The organism is Fructilactobacillus frigidiflavus (genome assembly GCF_044054575.1).
Lineage (GTDB): Bacteria > Bacillota > Bacilli > Lactobacillales > Lactobacillaceae > Fructilactobacillus > Fructilactobacillus frigidiflavus.
This window is the reverse complement of sequence record NZ_CP168716.1, coordinates 328,727-349,001: the sequence shown is the minus strand read 5'-3', so window position 1 is coordinate 349,001 and position 20,275 is coordinate 328,727. Positions and strand designations below refer to the sequence as shown.

Genomic DNA, 20,275 nt, shown 5'->3' with positions numbered 1-20,275 from the left:
AAGTATGTCACTTCAGTTTATTTTAGGCAAAGCTAGTGATGATCATTTTAGTAAAGTCGTCGATAATCTTCGTAAAACTAGTGATAATCCAGCAACCAAAAGTTTTTACATTGTGCCGAATAACGTTAAATTTGAATCGGAATTAAATACCTTAAAAAAATTGAATGTAAAAAACGAAGCGACCTACGCACAAAATCAAGTTCAAGTTTTCTCTTTTTCCCGTTTAATTTGGTATTTTTTGAATGGCGAAGCTGATTATCAACTTCCGCAACTATCGCAAACGGCGATTAATATGATTATTTATCAAATCATTGAAGATCATGAAGAAAAGTTGACAATTTATCGTGGCGAAGGGAAACAAGCTGGTTTTATTCAACAAATCGCTAACCAAATTTCTGAACTACAACAAGGAAACCTAAGTCCTGATGATTTAGATCAGTTAGCGGACTTAGATGCTAACCAAATTAATCCCGAGCTTCGCAGCAAATTACATGATATTAGTTTGATTTATCGGGAATTTGTTCAACAAACGGATGGTAAATATACCTATAATGGAGCTAATTTTGAATTATTAAGGGAATATCTGGCAAAACTACCGGACCAAGAAATTTCAACGATGCATTTTTATTTTAGTAATTTTGAAAAATTCAGTGCACAACAACTACAAATTATTCAACTATTAATTGCGCGTGCGCATGTCGTCATTGATTTAAATTTAGATCGAAAGTACGATCAAACAGGACCTGACGAAAATAAATTCTTTTATCAATCTGGCAAAATTTATCATTACTTCTATCAATATGCACGAAAGATTGGTGCCCAAATTTATATGGATCAAACTGCTGCCAAACGGGAAATCAATCCAGGGTTTCATCAACTAGAAGACTATTGGATTACCAGTAATGAAGTCGGGCGGTCAATTCCAGCCAAAGAATCCCAAAACGAGGCCATTGAAATTTTAAAGACTAATAATGCCTTTGAAGAATTGAGTCAAATTGCCATTAAAATTCGCCAGTTAGTCGCAACGGGTAAGTATCGTTATCGGGACTTTTTAATTGTGACACGAAATCTAAGCCAGTACCAAAACATCATTAATCCAATTTTTACGATGCAACAAATTCCCTACTTTACTGATATTCAAAAGCACATGGACAATCATCCTTTAGTGGAATTAATTGATGCGCTCTTTTCGATTTATCGACCTAATCGGGCCCAAAACTACGCCTATGATGACGTGATGCGGCTTTTGAAAACTGAATTATTGATTCCCAAAGACGCTGCAGATCATTATTTAAAAACCGATGAGTACCGGCAAGACTTAGCTTTATGTGAAAATTTAGTCCTAAAAAATGGTTATAATGGGTCGCGTTGGACGCAATCAGCAGATTGGATGTCTGTGACTTTCAGAAATAGCGATAATGATTTAATTGATAAAGACGTTGAAACTTCAGCGAAAATCAATGTGATTCGGCACTTCATCAAAGATATTTTACCGCCGTTTTATCGCAAAATGAATAAGGCCAAAAATGGACGTGAAGCCGCCTTAATTTTATATCAATTTTTGATAAAAAATGGCGTAGCGACACAACTCAAAAATTGGCAAAATCAAGCTACGGAAGCCGGCAATTTGGAAGAAGCCGGACAAGCCGAACAAGTTTGGAACCAGTTTTGTAGTATTTTGGATGACTATGTGACCGTACTGGGCGATCACGAATTTGTCATGGATGACTTTTTAGAATTACTAAAAGCCGGATTTGTCGGTGCTAGCTATTCTCAAATACCTTCCACGCTTGATCAAGTCGCCATTTCCGAAACGGGACGAATCCAGTTGCCAGATAAAAAAATTACCTTTGTAATGGGGGCTGACGACCTTAATATGCCTGCCAAAATTGATAATCACAATCTGTTAAATGATAGTGATCGGGATCAAATGGATGATTTTTTAGCGGATGATCAATACATGGTGGATACCAGTGAGCTTCAAATGGTTAGCGAGCCTTATGAAGATTATTTAGTTTTCATGACTCCCAGTGATAAACTATATTTTTCCTATAATTTAGGGGGAAATGGGGAGGAAGGATTACGCCAAATTTCGCCTTACGTTGAACGGTTGCAAAATCAGTTTGCCTTACCAGTACAACAATTTAAGAGTCTACCAGCTGCTGATAGTAATCAAATTGACCGGTTCTTAGGATCAGATCGAACGACTTTGAATTATTTAGTCCAAGCCTCATTAAATGCGAAAAAGACGAATCAACCACTTAGCGCAGCTTGGAAAACGGTGCAGCACCAGCTAGAAAACAATCCTAATCGTGAAATTCGTGATTTAACCAAGAACTTGCTCGGAAGTTTGCACTATAAAAATCAACCGGTAGACTTGGCACCTAATCGAGTAATCGAACTATATGGCAATCAGATTGTTACTTCAATTTCAAAATTAGAAGAATTTTACACTGATCCGTATGAATACTTTTTGAAATACGGTCTGCGTCTTCGCGAACGAGAAGAATTTGAAATTAGTCCAGCTAATACCGGTCAGTTCTACCACGAAGCCCTTGATAAATTCATTCAAGAGGTGCAGCAACAAAAACTGGATTTAGCGGAAATGAATCAGCAAGACGTGCACCAGTTGGTTGAAGAAGTAACCCGTAAAATTATTGAAGCAGATGATAATTACCAATATGAAATTCTCAAAAGTTCGCAAAGAATGAGTTACATTACTAACCAATTAATTGCGACCGTTCAGCAAATGGCGGAAACGTTACGTCATCAATTTCACTGGTCAAAATTTCGGCCGAAACAGACTGAAATTGCCTTTGGCCCTGGGAAAAAATTTAATCCGCTTAGTTTTGATTTGCCAGATAATAAGCAAGTTAACGTGCAAGGAAGAATTGATCGACTGGACACCATTAAAGTTGACGGCGTGGAATATCTAGGGGTCGTTGATTATAAATCTGGTGATAAAACGATTGATATGTCGCAAATTTATGATGGAACCGCCATGCAAATGATGACTTATATGGATGCCGTTTTAAAGAATATCAATTTATTGGCGGATGCTGACGACGCTAAGTTAGCTGGCGCCTTATACATGCATATTTTTGATCCAATTTTAAAGCCCGGTGAAGTTAAAAACTGGGAAGAACCAGTTCAAATTGAAGATGCTTTATTAAAAAAACATAAGTACAACGGGCTCCTGGTAAAAGATTTAGACTTATTAAAAAACGTTGGTGAAGCTAAAATTAGTGATATTTATCCATTTAAATTTAAGCGTGATGGTGATTTAGCCAAGGGAAGAGGGTTAATTGCGCAAGCTGATTTAGATAATATGTTGCAGCATACGGAAAAATTAATTGAAAATGCGGCCAAACGAATCTTTAATGGAGAAATTCAATTAGCACCAGCGGAATATGATGGAAATTCGCTAATTCAATATTCACCATATAAGCCGATTATGCAATTTGATCCAATGCTAAAAGAAAATAATTACCGAAAAATTGCCAAATTAAGTGATGAAGAAATCTTTGAACGAGTTCGAAAGGAGCTGGAAAACCATGGCCAATCAATGGACTGAAGGACAAAAGCAGGCAATCTACGATGATTTTGCGGGGAATGCCTTAGTTTCTGCTTCCGCTGGTTCTGGGAAAACTAGTGTTTTAACTGAACGAGTAATGGATAAAGTGACGGGAACGGCCAATCGACCTGGAATTAACGTGGACCAGCTGTTAATTGTAACTTTTACGAACGCTGCCGCCAAAGAAATGCGTGATCGAATTGGGGCTAAACTGCGTGAAAAAGTTAATGAAACCCAGGATGCTGAACAAAAACATTATTTTTTGCAGCAATTACGCAAGTTAAATTCATCCCATATCGAAACCATGGATGCTTTCTGTCAGTGGCTTGTGAAAAAATATTACTACATCATTAATTTGGATCCTGATTTTCGGATTTTGACGGATGTCAGTGAATTAGGAATTATTCGAGACCGCGTTTGGAATGATTTACGGGAACAATTATATGCTAATGACCAAGATGGTAGTTTTGGTCGCTTAACCCGTAATTTTTCTAATGATCGAAGTGATGATGGACTTACGGAAGTTTTATTTAAGTTATATGACTTTGCCAACGTTAACGAAAATCCAGAACAGTGGCTCGACCATTTAACCGATTTTTATCAAATTGATGGGCGGCTGACTCACAGTAAACTGTATCAGCAGTACTTACTACCTGATTTGGAAAATAAACTTGACCAAATGATTAGTAGTCATCAACAACAGTTTGAAAAAGCCGAAAACCAAGGAATTATAAAATTAGCTGATTTTCTGCAAGCTGAATTAGGTAAGTTTCAAACATTAAAAACGGATATGCAAACGTTAGCTTGGGATGACTTACGAAGCACATTACAAAACTTCAAGTGGGCGCGGTTCCCTAGTATTACCAAAAAGAATGCTGACGAAATGCAATTATTAGTTAAAGATCAAATTAAAGCGGTTCGTGATGCAACCAAAAAAAGTTTAACCAAACTAACCGAACGTTATTTTTTTGCCAGTGAAAGTGATAACGTAAATACCATTGAAAGTGCACAAAAAATAATTGCTAAATTAGTCGAAGTAGAACATCAATTTACGGAAGCCTATCAAACAGCCAAACGACGGCGCCATGCTTATGAATTTATCGATATTGAGCATTTTGCCCTCGAAATTTTGACGGGGGAAAATGCTGATAGTCAAAATTTACGGGAACAATTTCAACACTACTTTGCCGAAATTATGGTTGATGAATATCAAGATAATAATCACTTGCAAGATGCAATTCTGAATTCGATGAAGAACCCAGAGCGGGCAAATATGTTCATGGTAGGAGACGTTAAACAGTCAATTTATCGCTTTCGGCTAGCTGATCCTAGTATGTTCATGGACAAATTTAATGCTTATCCTGCCAGTGAATGGGATACCCGAATTACGTTACCCGATAATTTCCGTTCGGTGAAAAACGTTGATGATTTTACCAACTTAGTTTTTGAGCAAATTATGGACGAAACTTTGGGAGAAATTGATTATACTGGTGATGCCCATTTACAGTTTGGAGCAAAAGACTATCCGGATGACTTAGATACGAAAACTGATGTGTTGCTATATGCAGAAACTGATGCAGCTGCCGATCAAGATCAGGTAGTTACTAATGAACAGCACCAAGTAGAAATGATTGCTGAAAAAATTGATGAACTGATGGCTAATCATTACCAAGTTTATGATCGAAAAGCACAGACAACTCGTGACTTGGAGTACGGTGACATTGCTATTTTAGCAGCCACCAAACACAATAATTTTGATATTTCGAGTATTTTTGCGGAGCATCAAATTCCAGTTGCTATCGATGGTTCGGAAAGTTATTTTAAGACGACGGAAGTCCAAATTATGATGTCGTTATTGCAAATTATTGATAATCCGTACCAAGATATCCCATTAGCGGCCGTGCTTCGTTCGCCGATGGTACAAATGGACGAAAATCAAATGGCCTATTTGCGCATTAACCAGAAAACGGGGAATTATTTCCACTCAGTTTTAGAATTTGCGAATCATTATGGCGAAAAGGGAACAACTGAATTTGGTAACATTGTTTCACAAAAGGTAACTGTCTTTTTAAACCAGTTAAATGATTTTAAAGACTATGCGATTAAGCACAGTTTGGCTGAATTAATTTGGTATATTTACGATCAAACGGGATTCTTGGATTATGCTGGTGGAATGCCAGCGGGGAAAAAACGCCAAGCCAATTTACATGCCCTTTATCATCGAGCTGAAGAATACGAACGCAATGGCTTCAAAGGATTATTTGCGTTTGTGCAATTCGTGAAACGATTACAAAATCGAGATGATGATTTAGCTGAAGCAACGGCTGATGTTGATCCTAATTCGGTAACCGTTAAAACAATTCATGGGAGTAAGGGGCTCGAATATCCCGTGGTAATCTTGATGGATGCGACCCACGGCTTTAACCGTATGGATTTGATGAATAGTTTTATTTTGGATGATAATTTAGGGATTGGAATTCAATATTTCAACGCGCAACGACACGAAAAAATTCCAACGTTACAGTATTTAGCCATCAATAATTTAGCTGAAAAACGGATGCTAGCGGAAGAAATGCGGAAACTCTACGTGGCCTTAACACGAGCAAAACAAAAGTTGATCATTACGGGAATTGCGAAAGCCGATAAGAAGACTGATGCAGAAACGGCAATGCTAGAATCTTGGAATAAAGCCAATCAGAGTGACAATTTAGTGCTGAACGAATCGCTACGAAGTGGTGCGAAGAACTTTATGAATTGGATTGGAACTGCAATTGCTCGGCATCCCAAATATCAAGCTGAATTTGGCACCGATCATGATGTACGCTTGTTAACGGGCGACCAAGCAGATTTTTCAGTCCAATTTGTTGAACTAAAAGACCTTCATGGAACAACACCCAAAACTAAGGAAATACTTCCAAATCAATTAACTAATGAAACTAAAGCGGATGTTGATTACATTAAACAAATTATGAACTTTAAGTATCAGTATCCGGATGCCACGAAAACCACTGCCTATCAGTCCGTTTCCGAAATTAAAGGACAATTTGATGATCCTGACATTATTCAATTGGGAAGTTTAGCAGCTAAAAATGAAGTCTTGAAAAATACCCGTTATAATAACGAAACCTTTGCTGAACCCCAATTTTTACAAACGGCTCAAGCCCCTAATTCACGAGAAATTGGAACCGCAACCCATTTAGTTTTCCAAAAGTTAAACGTGTATGAACGAGTTGATCTAGATGCCGTGAATACCTTGATTGCACAACTAGTGGCTGATAAATTACTAACGCAGGCCGTGGCTGATAAAATTAATCGGGATGCCATTTTAAGTTTTTATCAAAGTGAGTTAGGAAAACGTATTTTACTTTATCCCGAAAAGTTGCGGCGAGAAGTCCCATTTTCACTAATTATTAATGCAGGAGAAATCTTCTCGGAATTTCAAAATGATCCAAATCAAAAAATTCTTGTTCATGGGATTATTGATGGTTATTTTGAAGATCCAGAAGAGGGAACGACGTTGTTTGATTACAAAACGAGTTTTGTAAATCCAGCTAACCCAGCTCCTGACATTCAAAAAATTCGAGAAACCTATAATGGCCAAGTTAATCTCTACGCCAAAGCGCTGGAAGATATTTTGCAACAGCCAATTCAACACAAGTATTTATACTTATTATCGAACAGTGAATTTTTAGAAATTAAATAAGTAAAAGCTAGAAAAATCAGCATTAGCTTGCGATTTTTCTAGCTTTTTTAGTCGGTGTTAGTTTTTCCAACATCAAATCTAGGTAATTAAAAATTTTAATGCTAAACTTACGAAAACCTAACAGGAAAAATGAGGGGTACTTATGACAAAGGGAATTCAGGTAAATTCAGAAATTGGGAAATTACGGAAAGTTTTAGTTCATCGTCCAGGGGCTGAAATCGAAAATATTATTCCAGATATGATGAAGGAAATGCTGTTTGATGATGTTCCCTTTTTAAAAATTGCGCAAGCGGAACACGATGAGTTTACCCAATTATTACGGGAACGTGGGACTGAAACGATTTACATTGAGGCCTTACTAGAGGATATTTTAAGCGATCCTCAGGTTAAAACAGCATTTTTAGCGGCTTATTTAAAGGAATATCAGTACGATCAAGTACTTCAAACCGAAATTATAAATTATTTTAATACTTTGCCAGTAGCTGAAGTCGTGAGTACCGTCTATGCAGGTTTGCGAAAAGAAACCTTTGCATTAAAATATGAAACGAACCCATTTATCTTGAAACCGATGCCTAATGCCTACTTTACTCGTGACCCTCAAGCAATGATGGGGATCGGATTAACGATTAACAAAATGACATTTGCCGTCCGATCACCAGAATCATTAATTACGGAATTTGTAGTGAAATATCATCCCCTTTTTTCTGATAATGCTCCCGTTTGGCTCGATCGCAATCAACCAACTCGGATTGAAGGTGGGGATGAATTGGTTTTAAACGAGCATACCTTAGCGATTGGGGTGTCGGAGCGAACTGCTAGTAAATCGATTGAGACGTTAGCGAAGCAATTATTTAAGCATTCGGCTGCTCAATTTGATACCATTATCGCCGTTGAAATTCCCCATAACCATGCCATGATGCATTTAGATACGGTTTTTACGATGGTTAATCACGACCAGTTTACCGTTTTTCCTGGAATTATGGATCAAAATCATCAGATGAATATCAAGGTGCTTCGGGATGATGGACATGGTGGCATGTTGGTTGAACAGCGCACTAATTTAAAAGCAACTTTACAAGAATTACTTAATTTAGCTGAAGTTGATTTGATTGAAACTGGTGATGGGGATCCGATTGTGGCACCCCGTGAACAATGGAACGATGGCTCTAATAACTTAGCAATTGCTCCTGGCGAAGTGGTTACATATGATCGCAACTATAAATCAATTGAAATGATGCGAGCCCATGGAATTAAAGTGCACAAAATTCGTTCTTCTGAATTATCACGAGGCCGTGGTGGTGCCCGTTGTATGACGCAACCAATTTGGCGAGAAAATTTAAATTAAAAAAAGCCAATCTACTAGATAATTTTAGTAGATTGGCTTTTTTGTTTATTTACGAGTTTGTCCATTACCGTTAATAACGTATTTATAAGAAGTTAGAGCAGGGAGACCCATCGGACCACGAGCATGCAGTTTTTGGGTAGAGATTCCAATTTCAGCACCAAAACCGAATTCAAAACCATCGGTAAAGCGTGATGAAGCATTGAGATAAACACAGGCAGCATCAATTGCTTGTTGGAAGGTTTGTCCCGCTGAATAACTATCGGTGACAATGACTTCTGAATGCTTAGTACTGTACTGATTGATGTGGTTAATCGCTTCATCTTCGGATTTAACTACTTTAATGGCGATAATCAAGTCATTATATTCAGTGGACCAGTCTTCAGGAGTAGCGGGAACAACATCAGGTACAATGGCTTTGGTGGCTTCATCACCACGGACTTCGACGTGATGTTTTCGTAATTCCTTAATCAAGGTTGGCAGATAGGTTTTCGCGATGTTTTCGTGAACGAGGACCTTTTCGTTCGAGTTACAAACGGAAGGGCGTTGCACTTTACTATTAATAATAATCTCAGTAGCCATCGATAAATCAGCAGCTCGATCAACATAAATATGGCAATTTCCCGCGCCGGTTTCAATCACTGGGACTGTAGCGTTTTTCACGACGGCCTGAATTAAATTAGCACTCCCACGGGGAATTAAGACGTCTAAGTAATCAGTGAGTTGCATGAACTCGTTGGCTACTTCATGGGAAGTTTCCGTAATTAATTGGATTGCATTGGGGTCGAGTCCTTGAGTCGTGAGAACCTCGCGCATTAAATTAGCTAGAGCTAAGTTTGAATTCAGTGATTCTTTTCCGCCCCGGAGAATCACGGCATTACCGGCTTTGAAACAAAGGGCAGCAGCATCGACCGTCACATTAGGACGTGCTTCATAAATAATCCCAATCACGCCCAAAGGCACACGTTGTTTGGAAATTAATAAGCCCGCTTCATTGCGCCAGGCGTAATCGACATTGCCAATTGGATCTGGCAATTTAGCAACCGCGCGAACACCAGCTGCCATGGCTTGAATTCGTTCCTCAGTTAAGGTAAGCCGATCCACAAACCGAGCGGGAACAGCACTTTGCTTTAAATCTTTTTCGTTAGCGGCTAACAAAGTCGCCACGTTCTTTTCCAAACTAGCCGCAATTGCTAGTAATGTTTCATTTTTTTGTGTTGTAAGCAGTCCACCCAATTGGCGACTAGCCGTTTGGGCTGCCTTTCCCATCGTAGTTAATTTTTCGTTCATAATTTTCTCCGTTTGCTTATTTGCTGAAAGTCGTGCCAATAAAATCTCCATTGAGGACATCTTTGATAATTTCCGGATTTTTTCCGTTCACAATGACCATTTTTTTCTGACTATCTAAGATAATTTGCGCTGCTTTAAGTTTGGTAGCCATGCCACCTGAACCGAATTGCGAACCATTGCCGCCAGCAAATTTCATAATTTTATCATCAATTTGCGAAATTATGCGAAGTAACTTTGCATCCGGATGAGTGGTGGGATTGGCATCATATAAGCCATTAATGTCTGACATAATGATTAATTCGTCGGCATCAATAAATTTAGTCACGATTGCCGCTAGTTGATCATTTTCGCCAAAGGTAGTTTGATGATGAAATTCGTCAACTGAGACCGGATCATTTTCGTTAATAATCGGAATCACTTGTTGGGCAACGAGCTGGTTAATGGTCCGTAAAACGTTGTGGTGGCTAATTGGAAAATCAACCACATCCCGAGTCAATAAAATTTGGGCAATTTCTTGATTATTCGCATTAAAAGCGCGCGTATAGAGTTCCATTAAGGCGACTTGTCCGACAGCTGATAATGCTTGTAGTTCCGCAATATCAGTTGGGCGTTGTTTAATTTGGAGTTTACTCATTCCTGCACCCACTGCTCCCGAACTAACTAAAATCATGGCATAGCCAGCTTGATTTAAGTCACTGAGCGTGCGAGCGAGGCGATTAATCGTTGGGACTTTGAGAGAACCATTGTCATTGACTAACGAACTAGTTCCAATTTTGACAACAATTCGTGGTTTTTGGACATTCATAATTTTTCCTCTGTCTAAAGTTTGGGTTTATTTAAAACTATTATACGGGGAATTGCGTTCCTTGGGTATCAAAAGTTATAATTATTTTTCACTAGCAACTTGCTCATCACGGATTTGTTTTAAAACTCGGATGAGTTGCGCTTTTAAATCGTTTAAAGCATCAACTTGATAAGTGGGTTGAGATAAAAAGTAGAAATCTCGTTTAAAATTAGCTCCCAATTCTTGGTAAGGGATTTCATCATTTAGCACGGTCTTAGACGTAATCGTTTGGCCAATTCCTTGGTGTAAAAATTTTAAAATCATTTCATTACTTTCAATGGTAAAAACCTGTTGCGGAGTAATGTTATTGAGTTTTAAATATTCTTCGGTAAAGTGGCGCACGCCGGAACCTGGTTCTCGTTGTAACCAAATGGAGTCATTAAAATCACCAGCATGAACTAAATAATCTTTAAAGAAAGCCAAGCGTTCAATTCCAGGCGTGGTAATCGGTTTTTCAATGAAGCCAAAATCGTATTTATGTTGATTTAACCCCGCTACAATCTCAGTTGAATTTGACATTTGCAGGGTTAAATTAACGTTGTTGGGTAATTGGAGGGCTTTAAAAATCGTGGCAATCGTGGTTTCAGCAATCGTATTCGATACGCCAATCCGACAATCAATTTCGTTAGAATCCATCTTACTAATTTTTTGCTCTAAGTTTCCTATCTGTTCCCAAATTTTTAAACCAGTTGTATATAGTTCATCAGCGGCTGGTGTGGGTTTGATTTCACGCTTTCCCTTGCGAATAAATAATTTCACGCCTAGTTCGGTTTCTAATTGTTTAATTTGTTGGGAAATGGTGGATTGTGAGACAAAGCGTTCCTGAGCAGAACGCGAAAAATTCAAGGTTTCATAGACACTTTTAAAAACAGGAAAATATTTTAACATTTCATCCTCCACTTATTAGTTTTTTGCATAATAGTTATCTATATTATCTATTTCTATAATAACAGTTTTCTTGTTAAACTAAGAAAGTAATCAACGAGAGGGAGTAAGCATATGACAAAAATCAAACCAATTTTACCAGGATTAATTGTTTCATTTATCATCGCCGTTATCAGTCAGGGCTTATCCTTAGTAATTCCCAACCTTGGTGGGGCAACGATTGCGATTATTGTCGGAATCATTTTAGGAAATACTGTGATTAAACAACCAATTTTGAATCAGGGAACCCATTATTCTGAAAAAGCCTTATTGGAATATTCCGTAGTTTTACTGGGGTTAACGATTAGTTTTCAAACAATCGCTAAAGTCGGCTGGATTGGCTTTTTATTTGTCATTATCCAAATGGCCATTACCATTATTTCCGCAATCTTAATTGGAAAAATGCTTCATTTCAAAGAAGGAATTTATCTTTTGATGGCCGGAGGAAATGCCGTTTGTGGTTCATCAGCCATTGCTTCAATTGCACCCGTGATTGATGCTAATGATGACGATAAAGAAATGGTCATTACGCTAGTTAACCTAATTGGAACGGTATTGATGTTAGCTTTGCCAATCATTAGTACGTTTGCCTTTGGCGGTAGCAATTTACTGCGTGGTGCCATGATTGGGGGAACCATTCAATCCGTTGGGCAAGTAATTGCTAGTGCTAGTATGGTTAATTCATTAACGGTCGACTTCGCCACCTTATTCAAAATTATGCGGATTATGTTACTAGTTGTGGTCGTATTTATTTTTGGACGGATTCACCAAACTAGAATTCAAAATGAACTTGAAGCTGATGCAGAAATTAGTGGAAACGGTTCTGGCAGTTTCTTACCTTGGTATGTAATTGGATTCTTGATTTTCTGTGTGTTAAATAGTTTGGTTCATTTACCTAACTTTGTGGGATTGGCTGCACATACTTTGAGTAGTTGGTGTGAAATCACCGCGCTTGCCGCAATTGGATTACGGTTGAACCTAAAAGCCTTTCTTCAATCTGGCAAAAAATTCTTGATTTACGGTGGTAGCATTGGTTTAATTCAAATTGGTGCTTCAATTATTTTAATTACTTTATTACTTAAATAAATAAAAAGACCTGCCTCGAATGAGTTCGAGACAGGCCTTTTACTACTGATTAATTATTTGTTTTTGTTTAAATCATTTGATTGTTTAATGTAAGATTTCATTGGTGCAAAGTCTTTGTCACTAGTCTTAACGTAACCATTGTGTTGGTAAATGTTGAAGAGGACTTCACGACCATGTTTGGTTTTAGCAATATCGATGAAGGCTTTTTGAATCTTCTTATCAAGTTTAGGTGAGAGACCCTTCCGAGCAGAAATCGTATCGTTTGGAATTGGAGTTGATTTGTAAAGAACTCGAGTATCAGTCATGGCTTTAGGATCATCTTTAGCAGCAATACTACGGGCACCTTCAAAGACAAAGGCAGCATCGGCATTACCGTTCACCACTGACATAACTCCTTGGTCGGCACCTTTAACTGTGAAAGGTTTACAATCTTTATTTAAGTTAATGCCTTCGTGTTGCATTTCAACGGCTGGGTAAATGTAACCAGCAGCTGAAGTTGTATCTTGGGTAGCAATCTTTTTACCCTTTAAATCTTTAAGTGATTTGATGTTACTGTCCTTACGAACGACGACTTCAGAGTAGTAATGGTTAGTAAGCTTGTTAGTGAAACCTTCGTTAGCATCACGAGTTTGACGTTGGGCTTGTAGCAAAGGAACTACGCCGTATTGTTTGTGAGCTAAAACGTAAGCAGCTGAAGGTAAGAAACCAACATCAAGGGTTTTTGAGCCCAGGGCTTCAACCATGGTATTAGTGTTGGTTGCCACTGTCATTTTAACGGGCATATGTAATTGTTTAGAAAGCAAAGATTGAAGGGGTTTGATTTTCGTATCCATTGAACCGGCGTTAACTGATGGCACAAATTGCACAGTTAGTGTTTTTGGATCTGAAGATTCCGCATTTCCTTTTTTACCACATCCGGTTAAACCGACTGCTAATAATGAGACTGCTGACACGGCAAGCAAGGTTTTGACAATTTTATTGACTTTCATGTTATTCTCCTTTGAATTAGGTCATTTAGCTTACAAAAAAATAATAACAGTAAAAGTGAACTATTTCAAGGACAAATCTTAAAATAGTTCACTTTATGAAAGCGTAATCGAATTAAATTTGCTTTTTGTGCGCTTTTATTTCGTCGTTTAGTAACTTTAGGTTTTGTTTAGCTTTATAAAAAGAGAAAAACCACATCCAACTATAGATGAAAATGAAAATTATGGTAAATGAAATCATAAATTTAAATTGAAGTGGAAACCAGCCTGCTAAAATGGCTAGAGGAGTAAATAAAGTGTAAGTAACGATAAAGTGTACGATGGTTTGTTTGGTAATTCCCCAATTTTCAATGCTAAAGATCATTGTTGATAAACTAAAAACTAAACCAATTAACGACCAAATCACTGCAGAAACGGCAGTTGCATTCAGATTATTTCCAAATTGTTTCACAAATTGATTTCCAGATGGTTGGAAATAAGCTAGATGATAATAAAAAGAACAGCCTAAGGCAATGATGAAGCCGTAAAAAATTCCAGCCACAATTCCTCCAATTATTTTATTAATTAATTTTTTCATGATAACTCCTCCTTAATGATTTTGACAAAACGGCGTGAAGCGTAAGTTAACGCTCCGTTAGTTAAGTTAATTTGATAACGGCCAGCTTTACTGAGCGAGAAATAATCGATTTGATTGATATTAACGATTTCAGCACTCGAAACTTGTAAAAACATTTTCTTGGGAAGGTGATTATGCAAAAAATAGATTCGTTCTTTAATACGATAATGTTTTTGTTCAGTGGTTTCACAAAGCACAACTCCATTCTCGGTATAAAAACGAACTATTTGTGGTAAAGATATGACAAATTGTTGCCGATCTTGGTAGCCAGTGATGAGCCACTCCTGGGTTAATTTTTTGATGGAATCAGCTAACTGTTGTAAATCATCATTTTTTTCTGCAGCGTTAATTTGAATAAATGGTTCCATAAATTGTTTGGCGATGTTGAATTTTACTTTCAAATGAAATCCCTCCTTTAATATCCTTTATCATACGGATTTTTCGGTTAAATGGAATAGATACTAAATAATTGGTTATTTTAGGTATTTAATTGGTGCTTTTTCCCCAATCTGTAACATTGAAATCCTTGCTATGCTTAAGTTTTGACATTGATATTGCTTGATTTAACTTTCGTTAGTGAATCTTTGTTATGCTTTACTCAACGAACGAATTAAAAGAGGATTAGATATGATAGAAAAATTTAGACAAAGTCGCAATTATCAAATTTTAGACGAAATTTTGAGTGCCATGACGCATGGTTTTGGCGTTGCATTAAGTATCGCGGGATTAGTGTTGATTATTTTACGCGGAGTTCAAGTTGGGGGAGCAATGCGAATCACGGCTTTCTCAATTTATGGATCAATTCTCGTGCTTTTTTACTTAGCTTCCACGTTGTTTCACAGTTTGGTATTCACCAAGGCCAAAAAGGTTTTTCAAATCTTTGATCATTCAGCGATTTATTTATTAATTGCGGGAACGTATCTTCCTTATTGTTTAGTGACCATTGGTGGAGTCTTAGGCTGGACCACGTTAATTATCATTTGGGCAATGGCAATTGCCGGAATTCTCTATAAGTCACTTTATGGCAATCGCTATCCAATTGGTTCGACGATTATTTATATAATTATGGGATGGATGTGTTTAATTGATATTTGGCCCCTTTGGAACAATTTAAGTCATTTAAGCTTTTGGCTCTTAGTGCTTGGCGGCGTAGCTTTTACTCTAGGAGCAGTGATTTATAGTTTTAAGCAAATTTTATTTGGCCACGTTATCTGGCACATATTTGTGATGCTCGGAACAGTTTTGATGTATTTTTCGATTTATTTAAGTGTTTAGGATTGACTAGTAAAACCGAACATGGTTAAATTTAAGTATTAGTTAAGAGAGGAGAAAGCGAATGACAAACGAAAATAACTTACTTGAAACCGGATACTGTACTTGTATGGGGTAGTAATGTTCGCCTAGATGCGGATGTTACGACATCTGTATCTAAGTAGAGTGATTTTTTCGTACTCAGTTAGATGCACATTAAGGTTAATCTAACTGGACTTGTCGCATAACAAAGATGCTTTCTTAAAAAGAAACCAGTTAGGTTAACGCTTGTTAGCTTGGCTGGTTTTTTAAATACAAAGGAGAAATAAAATGAAAAAAAGTTTAAAATGGATAATTGGGATTGTTTTAGTTTTAATCATTGGATTTTTCGGTTATCAACAATTTGATCATCATCAATCAGCAACGGCTAGTAAAACGATTACGATTGGTTCTTATGGTCCAGATACTGAAGTTTGGGAACATATTGCCAAGATGCCTGAAACCAAAAAGGCCGGCCTTAACTTAAAGGTTAAAGACTTTGCTGATGGAGTTTCTTTAAATAAAGCCACAATTAATGGTGAAGTAGACGTCAATGCTTTCCAAATGTACAGTTATTTGAAGTACTTTAATGCTCAAAGTAAAAATGGTAAACTAGCTCCTTTAGGGACGACTTACCTTGAACCAATGGGACTTTACTCAAAACAATACAAGTCAGTTAAAGACATTCCAGAACATGCGACCATCGCAATTTCAAGTAACCCTGCTAACACTTCCCGGAGCTTGAAGTTATTACAAAGTGCTGGGTTAATTAAATTGACTGGTGATACTAAAGGTGGCCTTTACGGTACTAACAACGTTACCGACAATAAAAAAGATCTTAATTTACAGTTAGTTGATGATCACATTGGACCTCGTTTATTAAAAGATAAAAATGTAGCTGCCGTAGTAATTGGTAATACCATGGCACTTCAAAGTGGGTTGAACGTTTTCAAAGATTCAATTTTCCACGAAAAATTAGATCAATCAACCAAGAACAACATCAATGTTTTGGCAACGAATGCTAAAAACAAGAACAATCCTGATTACAAGAAATTAGTTAAGATTTACCACAGCAAACCAGTGCAAAAATACATTGAAAATAAATTTAAAGGAACTAAACTAGACGTTAATAAACCAGTTAGTTACCTTGAAAACTAGGAGTGATAAAGTTTGAAAATCGGAATTCCGGCTAACATTAATTTGTTACCCACGAAAAATTTCAATTTGAATAATGCGAATTATACCTCAGATATATTTATCAATTTATTAGTGAGTCATGGAATTACTCCAATCATAATTCCACTAGTTCCAAATGAGATGGTAGCGAACTATCTGGAAGAAATCGATGGCGTGATTATTCCGGGTGGACATGATGTCACACCTACGTTATTTGATGAACAACCACTTGATAAGTTAGGCAAGACTTATTTACCACATGATGAATTTGAAATGAAAATCATCAATGAAGCAATTGCCAAACAGATTCCCGTCTTAGGAATTTGTCGTGGGCACCAGCTTATCAACGTGACGTTAGGTGGAAATCTTTACCAAGATTTGAAATCTCAAAAAGATAAGGTGCATGAACACACGCAAACAGAACCTTCAACTGAAGCCATTAGACCAGTTGAAGTAGTTCCTGATAGTAAATTGGCACATGCCGTTGGGATTCATCCAATGGTTAATTCAAAACATCATCAAGCTGTGAAAGAGGTTGCTCCAGGAATGCGAGTGACCGCGGTTTCTGATGATGGGGTTGTGGAAGCAATGGAAAATGCGGATGCTAGTATCATGGGAATTCAGTGGCATCCGGAATTTTTGTGGGAAAACGATCCATTAGAAGAACAGATTTTCCTTGATTTTTTTGAAAGAGCTGCCAAATAAAAAAATCCTGAATGACATTGACCTAGAAGTAGGTTGAGTCATTCGGGATTTTTTTCGTTTATTTCGAGAAAGTTCCATCTAAATTAGGATTGGCAAATCCTGACACTGTAATACTTCCATCAGAATTTTTTGTGATAGTTCCACTGTCAGGGGTTGAAAAGGAATTGGTTGCAGTAGTAGCACTATCCTGAGTCATTCGGTTTCCGCTTAAAGTATAAACGTTTCCTTGTTTTTGATATGTTTGTACAACTGTTGCACTATCAGTAGTTCCAGCACTAATAATGTTGCCAGAAATCGTGATTCCATTACTGTAGTCACCATCTAAATCAGCTGGAATCCCTGCTCCTTGCGCTGAAGAGGTTGTAGCGGAGTTTGTTGCATTATTTTTTTATTCATCGTTGTTTCCTCCATAATTGCTTTGTAATTCACTATCATAATAGCATTTATGGGATCAATCATTTAATTTTTTAGTAAAAAATAGGAATAAAGTTTGTTATCTTTACCCCTAATTAATATAAATATTTTTAAATGAAGTTAGATTAAAAATTGAACTCGATTCGATTATTAGGAAAAGCTTTTTTCAAACCTTTCATTTCGCCACCTTGATAATAGCCCAAACCGCCCATGATAATTCCAATCACTAGCATAATAATCCCGGTTATTAAAACCCATTTCATAATCTTATTCATTACATACCTCCATTTTTATTGATTTTAGTTTGATATAGGCCATAAATAAATTTAAAAAAGACTACCATTTTTTGAATAATAAATTTAAATATGAAATAAATAGCTGAAGTTAATGTCAAAATAACTCCGATTACGATACATCCCGCTCCTGCAACTAATAAAGAAATGATTCCTTTTGACATCACTCCAGTAATACCAACAACTAATAGGGAGATTCCGACGAATGAAGTTACTATGATTGCTAAACCAATTCCAAATACTGTTGCTGAGAAAGCAATTAGTAATGAACCAGCTATAATAATCAAAATTGGGGAAGAAAGAGCCAATAGAATTGTAATAATCAATTTAAGGTTATGATTAATTGACTTTTTCTTACTTTGTTTAGTTTGATTATCATCCTCGGTAATTAAATAATTAGCTTCAAGTTGACGAGCTAGCTTTTTGGGCGTACCTAAACGTTTAACAATTTCAGCATAATCACTAGTGTTTAAATCTTCTAAATATTCCGTATAGTATTGAATTGCATCTTCATATTCCTTACTTGGAAGTTGTTTTAAGTTCTTTTTTAATTGATCGATATAGATTTGGTCATCACTTTTATTCATTTTTATCACCTTCCTCTTTAAAAACTTTATCAACAATTTTTTTGTGATTTTTCCAATCATTTTTGATTTCTAATAATCGTGCTTTCCCATTATCTGTAATTTGATAATATCGACGATTTCTTCCATCAAATGATTTGTCATAGGTTGTAACTTGATCATTTTTTTTCAACCGACGCAAAATGGGATACATTGTTGAATCAGAAATCGGCAAAAATTCTTTTACTCCTTGAGTGAGCGAATAACCATAAAAATCTTCTTTAGACAATAAGGATAAGACTAAGCCTTCTAAAATTTCAGAACTAATTTGAATTGCGATTGTTCCCACCTTCTTTCTTGTTTCTAATATTATATAACGTATAATATTAGAAAAGCAATTAAATCTTGTCACTTTTTAATAAATGTTGTAAAAAGCAAACAATTATATTATTCTTAAAGTAATCGTTTGCTTTTATTATGAAAAGGATTTAATTATGACGACTCTAGCTCTCGCAATTTTTGCTTTAATTTCTTCTTTATCTCGTGGCTTTATTTCAATTATTGATCGCTATCAAATGGGATATCGGAAAGAATCATCGCTTAAAATAAACTTTTACAATAACTTTTTTGCCGCTTTATTATCGACTTTTTGTTTGGTATGGATTATTAAAGTTCATCAAGTCATGTTTGATTTCAATTTATTGATGTGGTTTAATTTGTTCGTGTATGCACTCTTAGTTCAAGGAGTAGCGTATGGCTACAGTTATATTTATAAACACTGGTCGGTCATGGATGCGGTCATGTTGAGCAATAGTTCTAACATGTTAATTCCAATTGCACTTTTCATTACGACAGGGTACTTTAGTTTATTTCAATATTCCTTTTCGGTTATTTCTACCGTTTTAATTGTGTTAGTGGGGATGATTTCACTTAAAAATAAAATGACCACTCAAGATACAGTAACTACTAATCGATATGGTTTAGTAATTAAATCTTTGTTAGTCATTGTTCCGATCATCGTTATTCAGGCGGGTGTTTCGCCGTTATTGGTAAGGAGTGTTAAAAATAATGTTTGGGCGTTAATGGTGTTTACCTTAATTACCATTTACCTTCGTTTGATAATCACGTTTGTTTCACTTGCTGGAAAACTTCAAAAAAGTAATCCTTCCATTTCTAGAAAATCAATTAAACAAACGCCATTATTAATCATTTTCATTTACACCGCTCGTTCGGTTTTAACTATTCTCGCGCAAGTAACGTTCACGCTGTCAACTTCATCTAGTAAGTCAGGAATTGCCTGGATTTTCCTAAATATGACTTCTTTATATAGCGTGGCGCTCAGCAGTTTAATTTTGAAAGAAAAACTTAAAGTCTATGAAGTAATTTTAATTGTGGCAATTACTGGACTATCTATTTTAGGTTCTTTAGGATAAAAGATTATTTATAATTGCTTATCTTATTTAGGTGTT

General features: G+C 36.5%; 18 protein-coding genes. 8 read left to right on the top strand and 10 right to left on the bottom strand.

Annotated elements, in window-relative coordinates:
* The first annotated feature begins 4 nt into the window (after positions 1-4).
* From ACEPSS_RS01870 to ACEPSS_RS01860, 3 genes are all read left to right on the top strand, one after another.
* Positions 5-3,574, top strand: coding sequence for a PD-(D/E)XK nuclease family protein (locus tag ACEPSS_RS01870; protein WP_395319670.1), 3,570 nt, complete (start codon positions 5-7; stop codon positions 3,572-3,574).
* On the top strand, positions 3,555-7,277 hold the full coding sequence (gene addA, locus ACEPSS_RS01865) for a helicase-exonuclease AddAB subunit AddA (RefSeq protein ID WP_395319668.1): 3,723 nt from the start codon (positions 3,555-3,557) through the stop codon (positions 7,275-7,277). The genes ACEPSS_RS01870 and addA overlap by 20 nt, the downstream gene beginning before the upstream one ends.
* A gap of 142 nt (positions 7,278-7,419) precedes the next feature.
* Entirely contained in the window at positions 7,420-8,622 is a 1,203-nt protein-coding gene (locus ACEPSS_RS01860; RefSeq protein WP_395319666.1) for an arginine deiminase, read from the top strand.
* 45 nt (positions 8,623-8,667) lie between these two features.
* Here the strand turns inward: ACEPSS_RS01860 and ACEPSS_RS01855 are convergent, their stop codons facing one another.
* From ACEPSS_RS01855 to ACEPSS_RS01845, 3 genes are all read right to left on the bottom strand, one after another.
* Entirely contained in the window at positions 8,668-9,909 is a 1,242-nt protein-coding gene (locus ACEPSS_RS01855; protein ID WP_395319664.1) for a glutamate-5-semialdehyde dehydrogenase, read from the bottom strand.
* A 16-nt stretch (positions 9,910-9,925) separates the two neighbouring features.
* Positions 9,926-10,714, bottom strand: coding sequence for a glutamate 5-kinase (proB, locus tag ACEPSS_RS01850; protein WP_395319662.1), 789 nt, complete (start codon positions 10,712-10,714; stop codon positions 9,926-9,928).
* Between the two features lie 81 nt (positions 10,715-10,795).
* Complete coding sequence (locus ACEPSS_RS01845) at positions 10,796-11,641, bottom strand: LysR family transcriptional regulator (protein ID WP_395319660.1); 846 nt, start codon at positions 11,639-11,641, stop codon at positions 10,796-10,798.
* Between the two features lie 111 nt (positions 11,642-11,752).
* Here ACEPSS_RS01845 and ACEPSS_RS01840 point away from each other — a divergent pair, with 111 nt between their 5' ends.
* Complete coding sequence (locus tag ACEPSS_RS01840) at positions 11,753-12,763, top strand: YeiH family protein (RefSeq protein ID WP_395319658.1); 1,011 nt, start codon at positions 11,753-11,755, stop codon at positions 12,761-12,763.
* 53 nt (positions 12,764-12,816) lie between these two features.
* Here ACEPSS_RS01840 and ACEPSS_RS01835 read toward each other — a convergent pair whose 3' ends face one another.
* The 3 genes from ACEPSS_RS01835 to ACEPSS_RS01825 form a co-directional block, all read right to left on the bottom strand.
* A complete protein-coding gene (locus ACEPSS_RS01835) occupies positions 12,817-13,752 on the bottom strand; it encodes a phosphate/phosphite/phosphonate ABC transporter substrate-binding protein (RefSeq protein WP_395319656.1) in 936 nt (311 codons plus the stop codon).
* Between the two features lie 112 nt (positions 13,753-13,864).
* Positions 13,865-14,326 carry a DUF3021 domain-containing protein gene (locus ACEPSS_RS01830; RefSeq protein ID WP_395319655.1) on the bottom strand — a complete coding sequence of 154 codons (462 nt, stop codon included), beginning with the start codon at positions 14,324-14,326 and terminating at the stop codon, positions 13,865-13,867.
* Positions 14,323-14,766 (bottom strand): LytTR family DNA-binding domain-containing protein, encoded by a 444-nt coding sequence (locus tag ACEPSS_RS01825; RefSeq protein ID WP_395319654.1) that lies wholly within the window; start codon positions 14,764-14,766, stop codon positions 14,323-14,325. Before ACEPSS_RS01825 ends, ACEPSS_RS01830 begins: the two co-directional genes overlap by 4 nt.
* Positions 14,767-14,992: 226 nt before the next feature.
* Here ACEPSS_RS01825 and trhA point away from each other — a divergent pair, with 226 nt between their 5' ends.
* The 3 genes from trhA (at position 14,993) to ACEPSS_RS01810 (ending at position 17,536) form a co-directional block, all read left to right on the top strand.
* Complete coding sequence (gene trhA, locus ACEPSS_RS01820) at positions 14,993-15,640, top strand: PAQR family membrane homeostasis protein TrhA (RefSeq protein ID WP_395319652.1); 648 nt, start codon at positions 14,993-14,995, stop codon at positions 15,638-15,640.
* A 306-nt stretch (positions 15,641-15,946) separates the two neighbouring features.
* Positions 15,947-16,813 (top strand): MetQ/NlpA family ABC transporter substrate-binding protein, encoded by an 867-nt coding sequence (locus ACEPSS_RS01815; RefSeq protein WP_395319651.1) that lies wholly within the window; start codon positions 15,947-15,949, stop codon positions 16,811-16,813.
* 12 nt (positions 16,814-16,825) lie between these two features.
* Entirely contained in the window at positions 16,826-17,536 is a 711-nt protein-coding gene (locus ACEPSS_RS01810; protein ID WP_395319649.1) for a gamma-glutamyl-gamma-aminobutyrate hydrolase family protein, read from the top strand.
* Positions 17,537-17,594: 58 nt separating this feature from the next.
* Here ACEPSS_RS01810 and ACEPSS_RS01805 read toward each other — a convergent pair whose 3' ends face one another.
* From ACEPSS_RS01805 to ACEPSS_RS01790, 4 genes are all read right to left on the bottom strand, one after another.
* Positions 17,595-17,732 (bottom strand): hypothetical protein, encoded by a 138-nt coding sequence (locus ACEPSS_RS01805; RefSeq protein WP_395319647.1) that lies wholly within the window; start codon positions 17,730-17,732, stop codon positions 17,595-17,597.
* A gap of 343 nt (positions 17,733-18,075) precedes the next feature.
* Entirely contained in the window at positions 18,076-18,225 is a 150-nt protein-coding gene (locus ACEPSS_RS01800) for a hypothetical protein (protein ID WP_395319646.1), read from the bottom strand.
* Positions 18,225-18,830 (bottom strand): DUF1700 domain-containing protein, encoded by a 606-nt coding sequence (locus tag ACEPSS_RS01795; protein ID WP_395319645.1) that lies wholly within the window; start codon positions 18,828-18,830, stop codon positions 18,225-18,227. Before ACEPSS_RS01795 ends, ACEPSS_RS01800 begins: the two co-directional genes overlap by 1 nt.
* Complete coding sequence (locus tag ACEPSS_RS01790) at positions 18,823-19,146, bottom strand: PadR family transcriptional regulator (RefSeq protein ID WP_395320457.1); 324 nt, start codon at positions 19,144-19,146, stop codon at positions 18,823-18,825. The genes ACEPSS_RS01795 and ACEPSS_RS01790 overlap by 8 nt, the downstream gene beginning before the upstream one ends.
* 154 nt (positions 19,147-19,300) lie before the next feature.
* On the opposite strand from ACEPSS_RS01790, the gene ACEPSS_RS01785 reads away from it, so the two are divergent.
* Entirely contained in the window at positions 19,301-20,239 is a 939-nt protein-coding gene (locus ACEPSS_RS01785; protein WP_395319643.1) for a hypothetical protein, read from the top strand.
* Positions 20,240-20,275: the final 36 nt, after the last annotated feature.

What these genes read in the sequence shown, in the direction of transcription:
- ACEPSS_RS01870 (WP_395319670.1), top strand. Translation starts at nt 5, where the DNA reads ATGTCACTTCAGTTTATTTTAGGCAAAGCTAGTGATGATCATTTTAGT.
- addA (WP_395319668.1), top strand. Translation starts at nt 3,555, where the DNA reads ATGGCCAATCAATGGACTGAAGGACAAAAGCAGGCAATCTACGATGAT.
- ACEPSS_RS01860 (WP_395319666.1), top strand. Translation starts at nt 7,420, where the DNA reads ATGACAAAGGGAATTCAGGTAAATTCAGAAATTGGGAAATTACGGAAA.
- ACEPSS_RS01855 (WP_395319664.1), bottom strand. Translation starts at nt 9,909, where the DNA reads ATGAACGAAAAATTAACTACGATGGGAAAGGCAGCCCAAACGGCTAGT.
- proB (WP_395319662.1), bottom strand. Translation starts at nt 10,714, where the DNA reads ATGAATGTCCAAAAACCACGAATTGTTGTCAAAATTGGAACTAGTTCG.
- ACEPSS_RS01845 (WP_395319660.1), bottom strand. Translation starts at nt 11,641, where the DNA reads ATGTTAAAATATTTTCCTGTTTTTAAAAGTGTCTATGAAACCTTGAAT.
- ACEPSS_RS01840 (WP_395319658.1), top strand. Translation starts at nt 11,753, where the DNA reads ATGACAAAAATCAAACCAATTTTACCAGGATTAATTGTTTCATTTATC.
- ACEPSS_RS01835 (WP_395319656.1), bottom strand. Translation starts at nt 13,752, where the DNA reads ATGAAAGTCAATAAAATTGTCAAAACCTTGCTTGCCGTGTCAGCAGTC.
- ACEPSS_RS01830 (WP_395319655.1), bottom strand. Translation starts at nt 14,326, where the DNA reads ATGAAAAAATTAATTAATAAAATAATTGGAGGAATTGTGGCTGGAATT.
- trhA (WP_395319652.1), top strand. Translation starts at nt 14,993, where the DNA reads ATGATAGAAAAATTTAGACAAAGTCGCAATTATCAAATTTTAGACGAA.
- ACEPSS_RS01815 (WP_395319651.1), top strand. Translation starts at nt 15,947, where the DNA reads ATGAAAAAAAGTTTAAAATGGATAATTGGGATTGTTTTAGTTTTAATC.
- ACEPSS_RS01805 (WP_395319647.1), bottom strand. Translation starts at nt 17,732, where the DNA reads ATGACTCAGGATAGTGCTACTACTGCAACCAATTCCTTTTCAACCCCT.
- ACEPSS_RS01800 (WP_395319646.1), bottom strand. Translation starts at nt 18,225, where the DNA reads ATGAATAAGATTATGAAATGGGTTTTAATAACCGGGATTATTATGCTA.
- ACEPSS_RS01795 (WP_395319645.1), bottom strand. Translation starts at nt 18,830, where the DNA reads ATGAATAAAAGTGATGACCAAATCTATATCGATCAATTAAAAAAGAAC.
- ACEPSS_RS01785 (WP_395319643.1), top strand. Translation starts at nt 19,301, where the DNA reads ATGACGACTCTAGCTCTCGCAATTTTTGCTTTAATTTCTTCTTTATCT.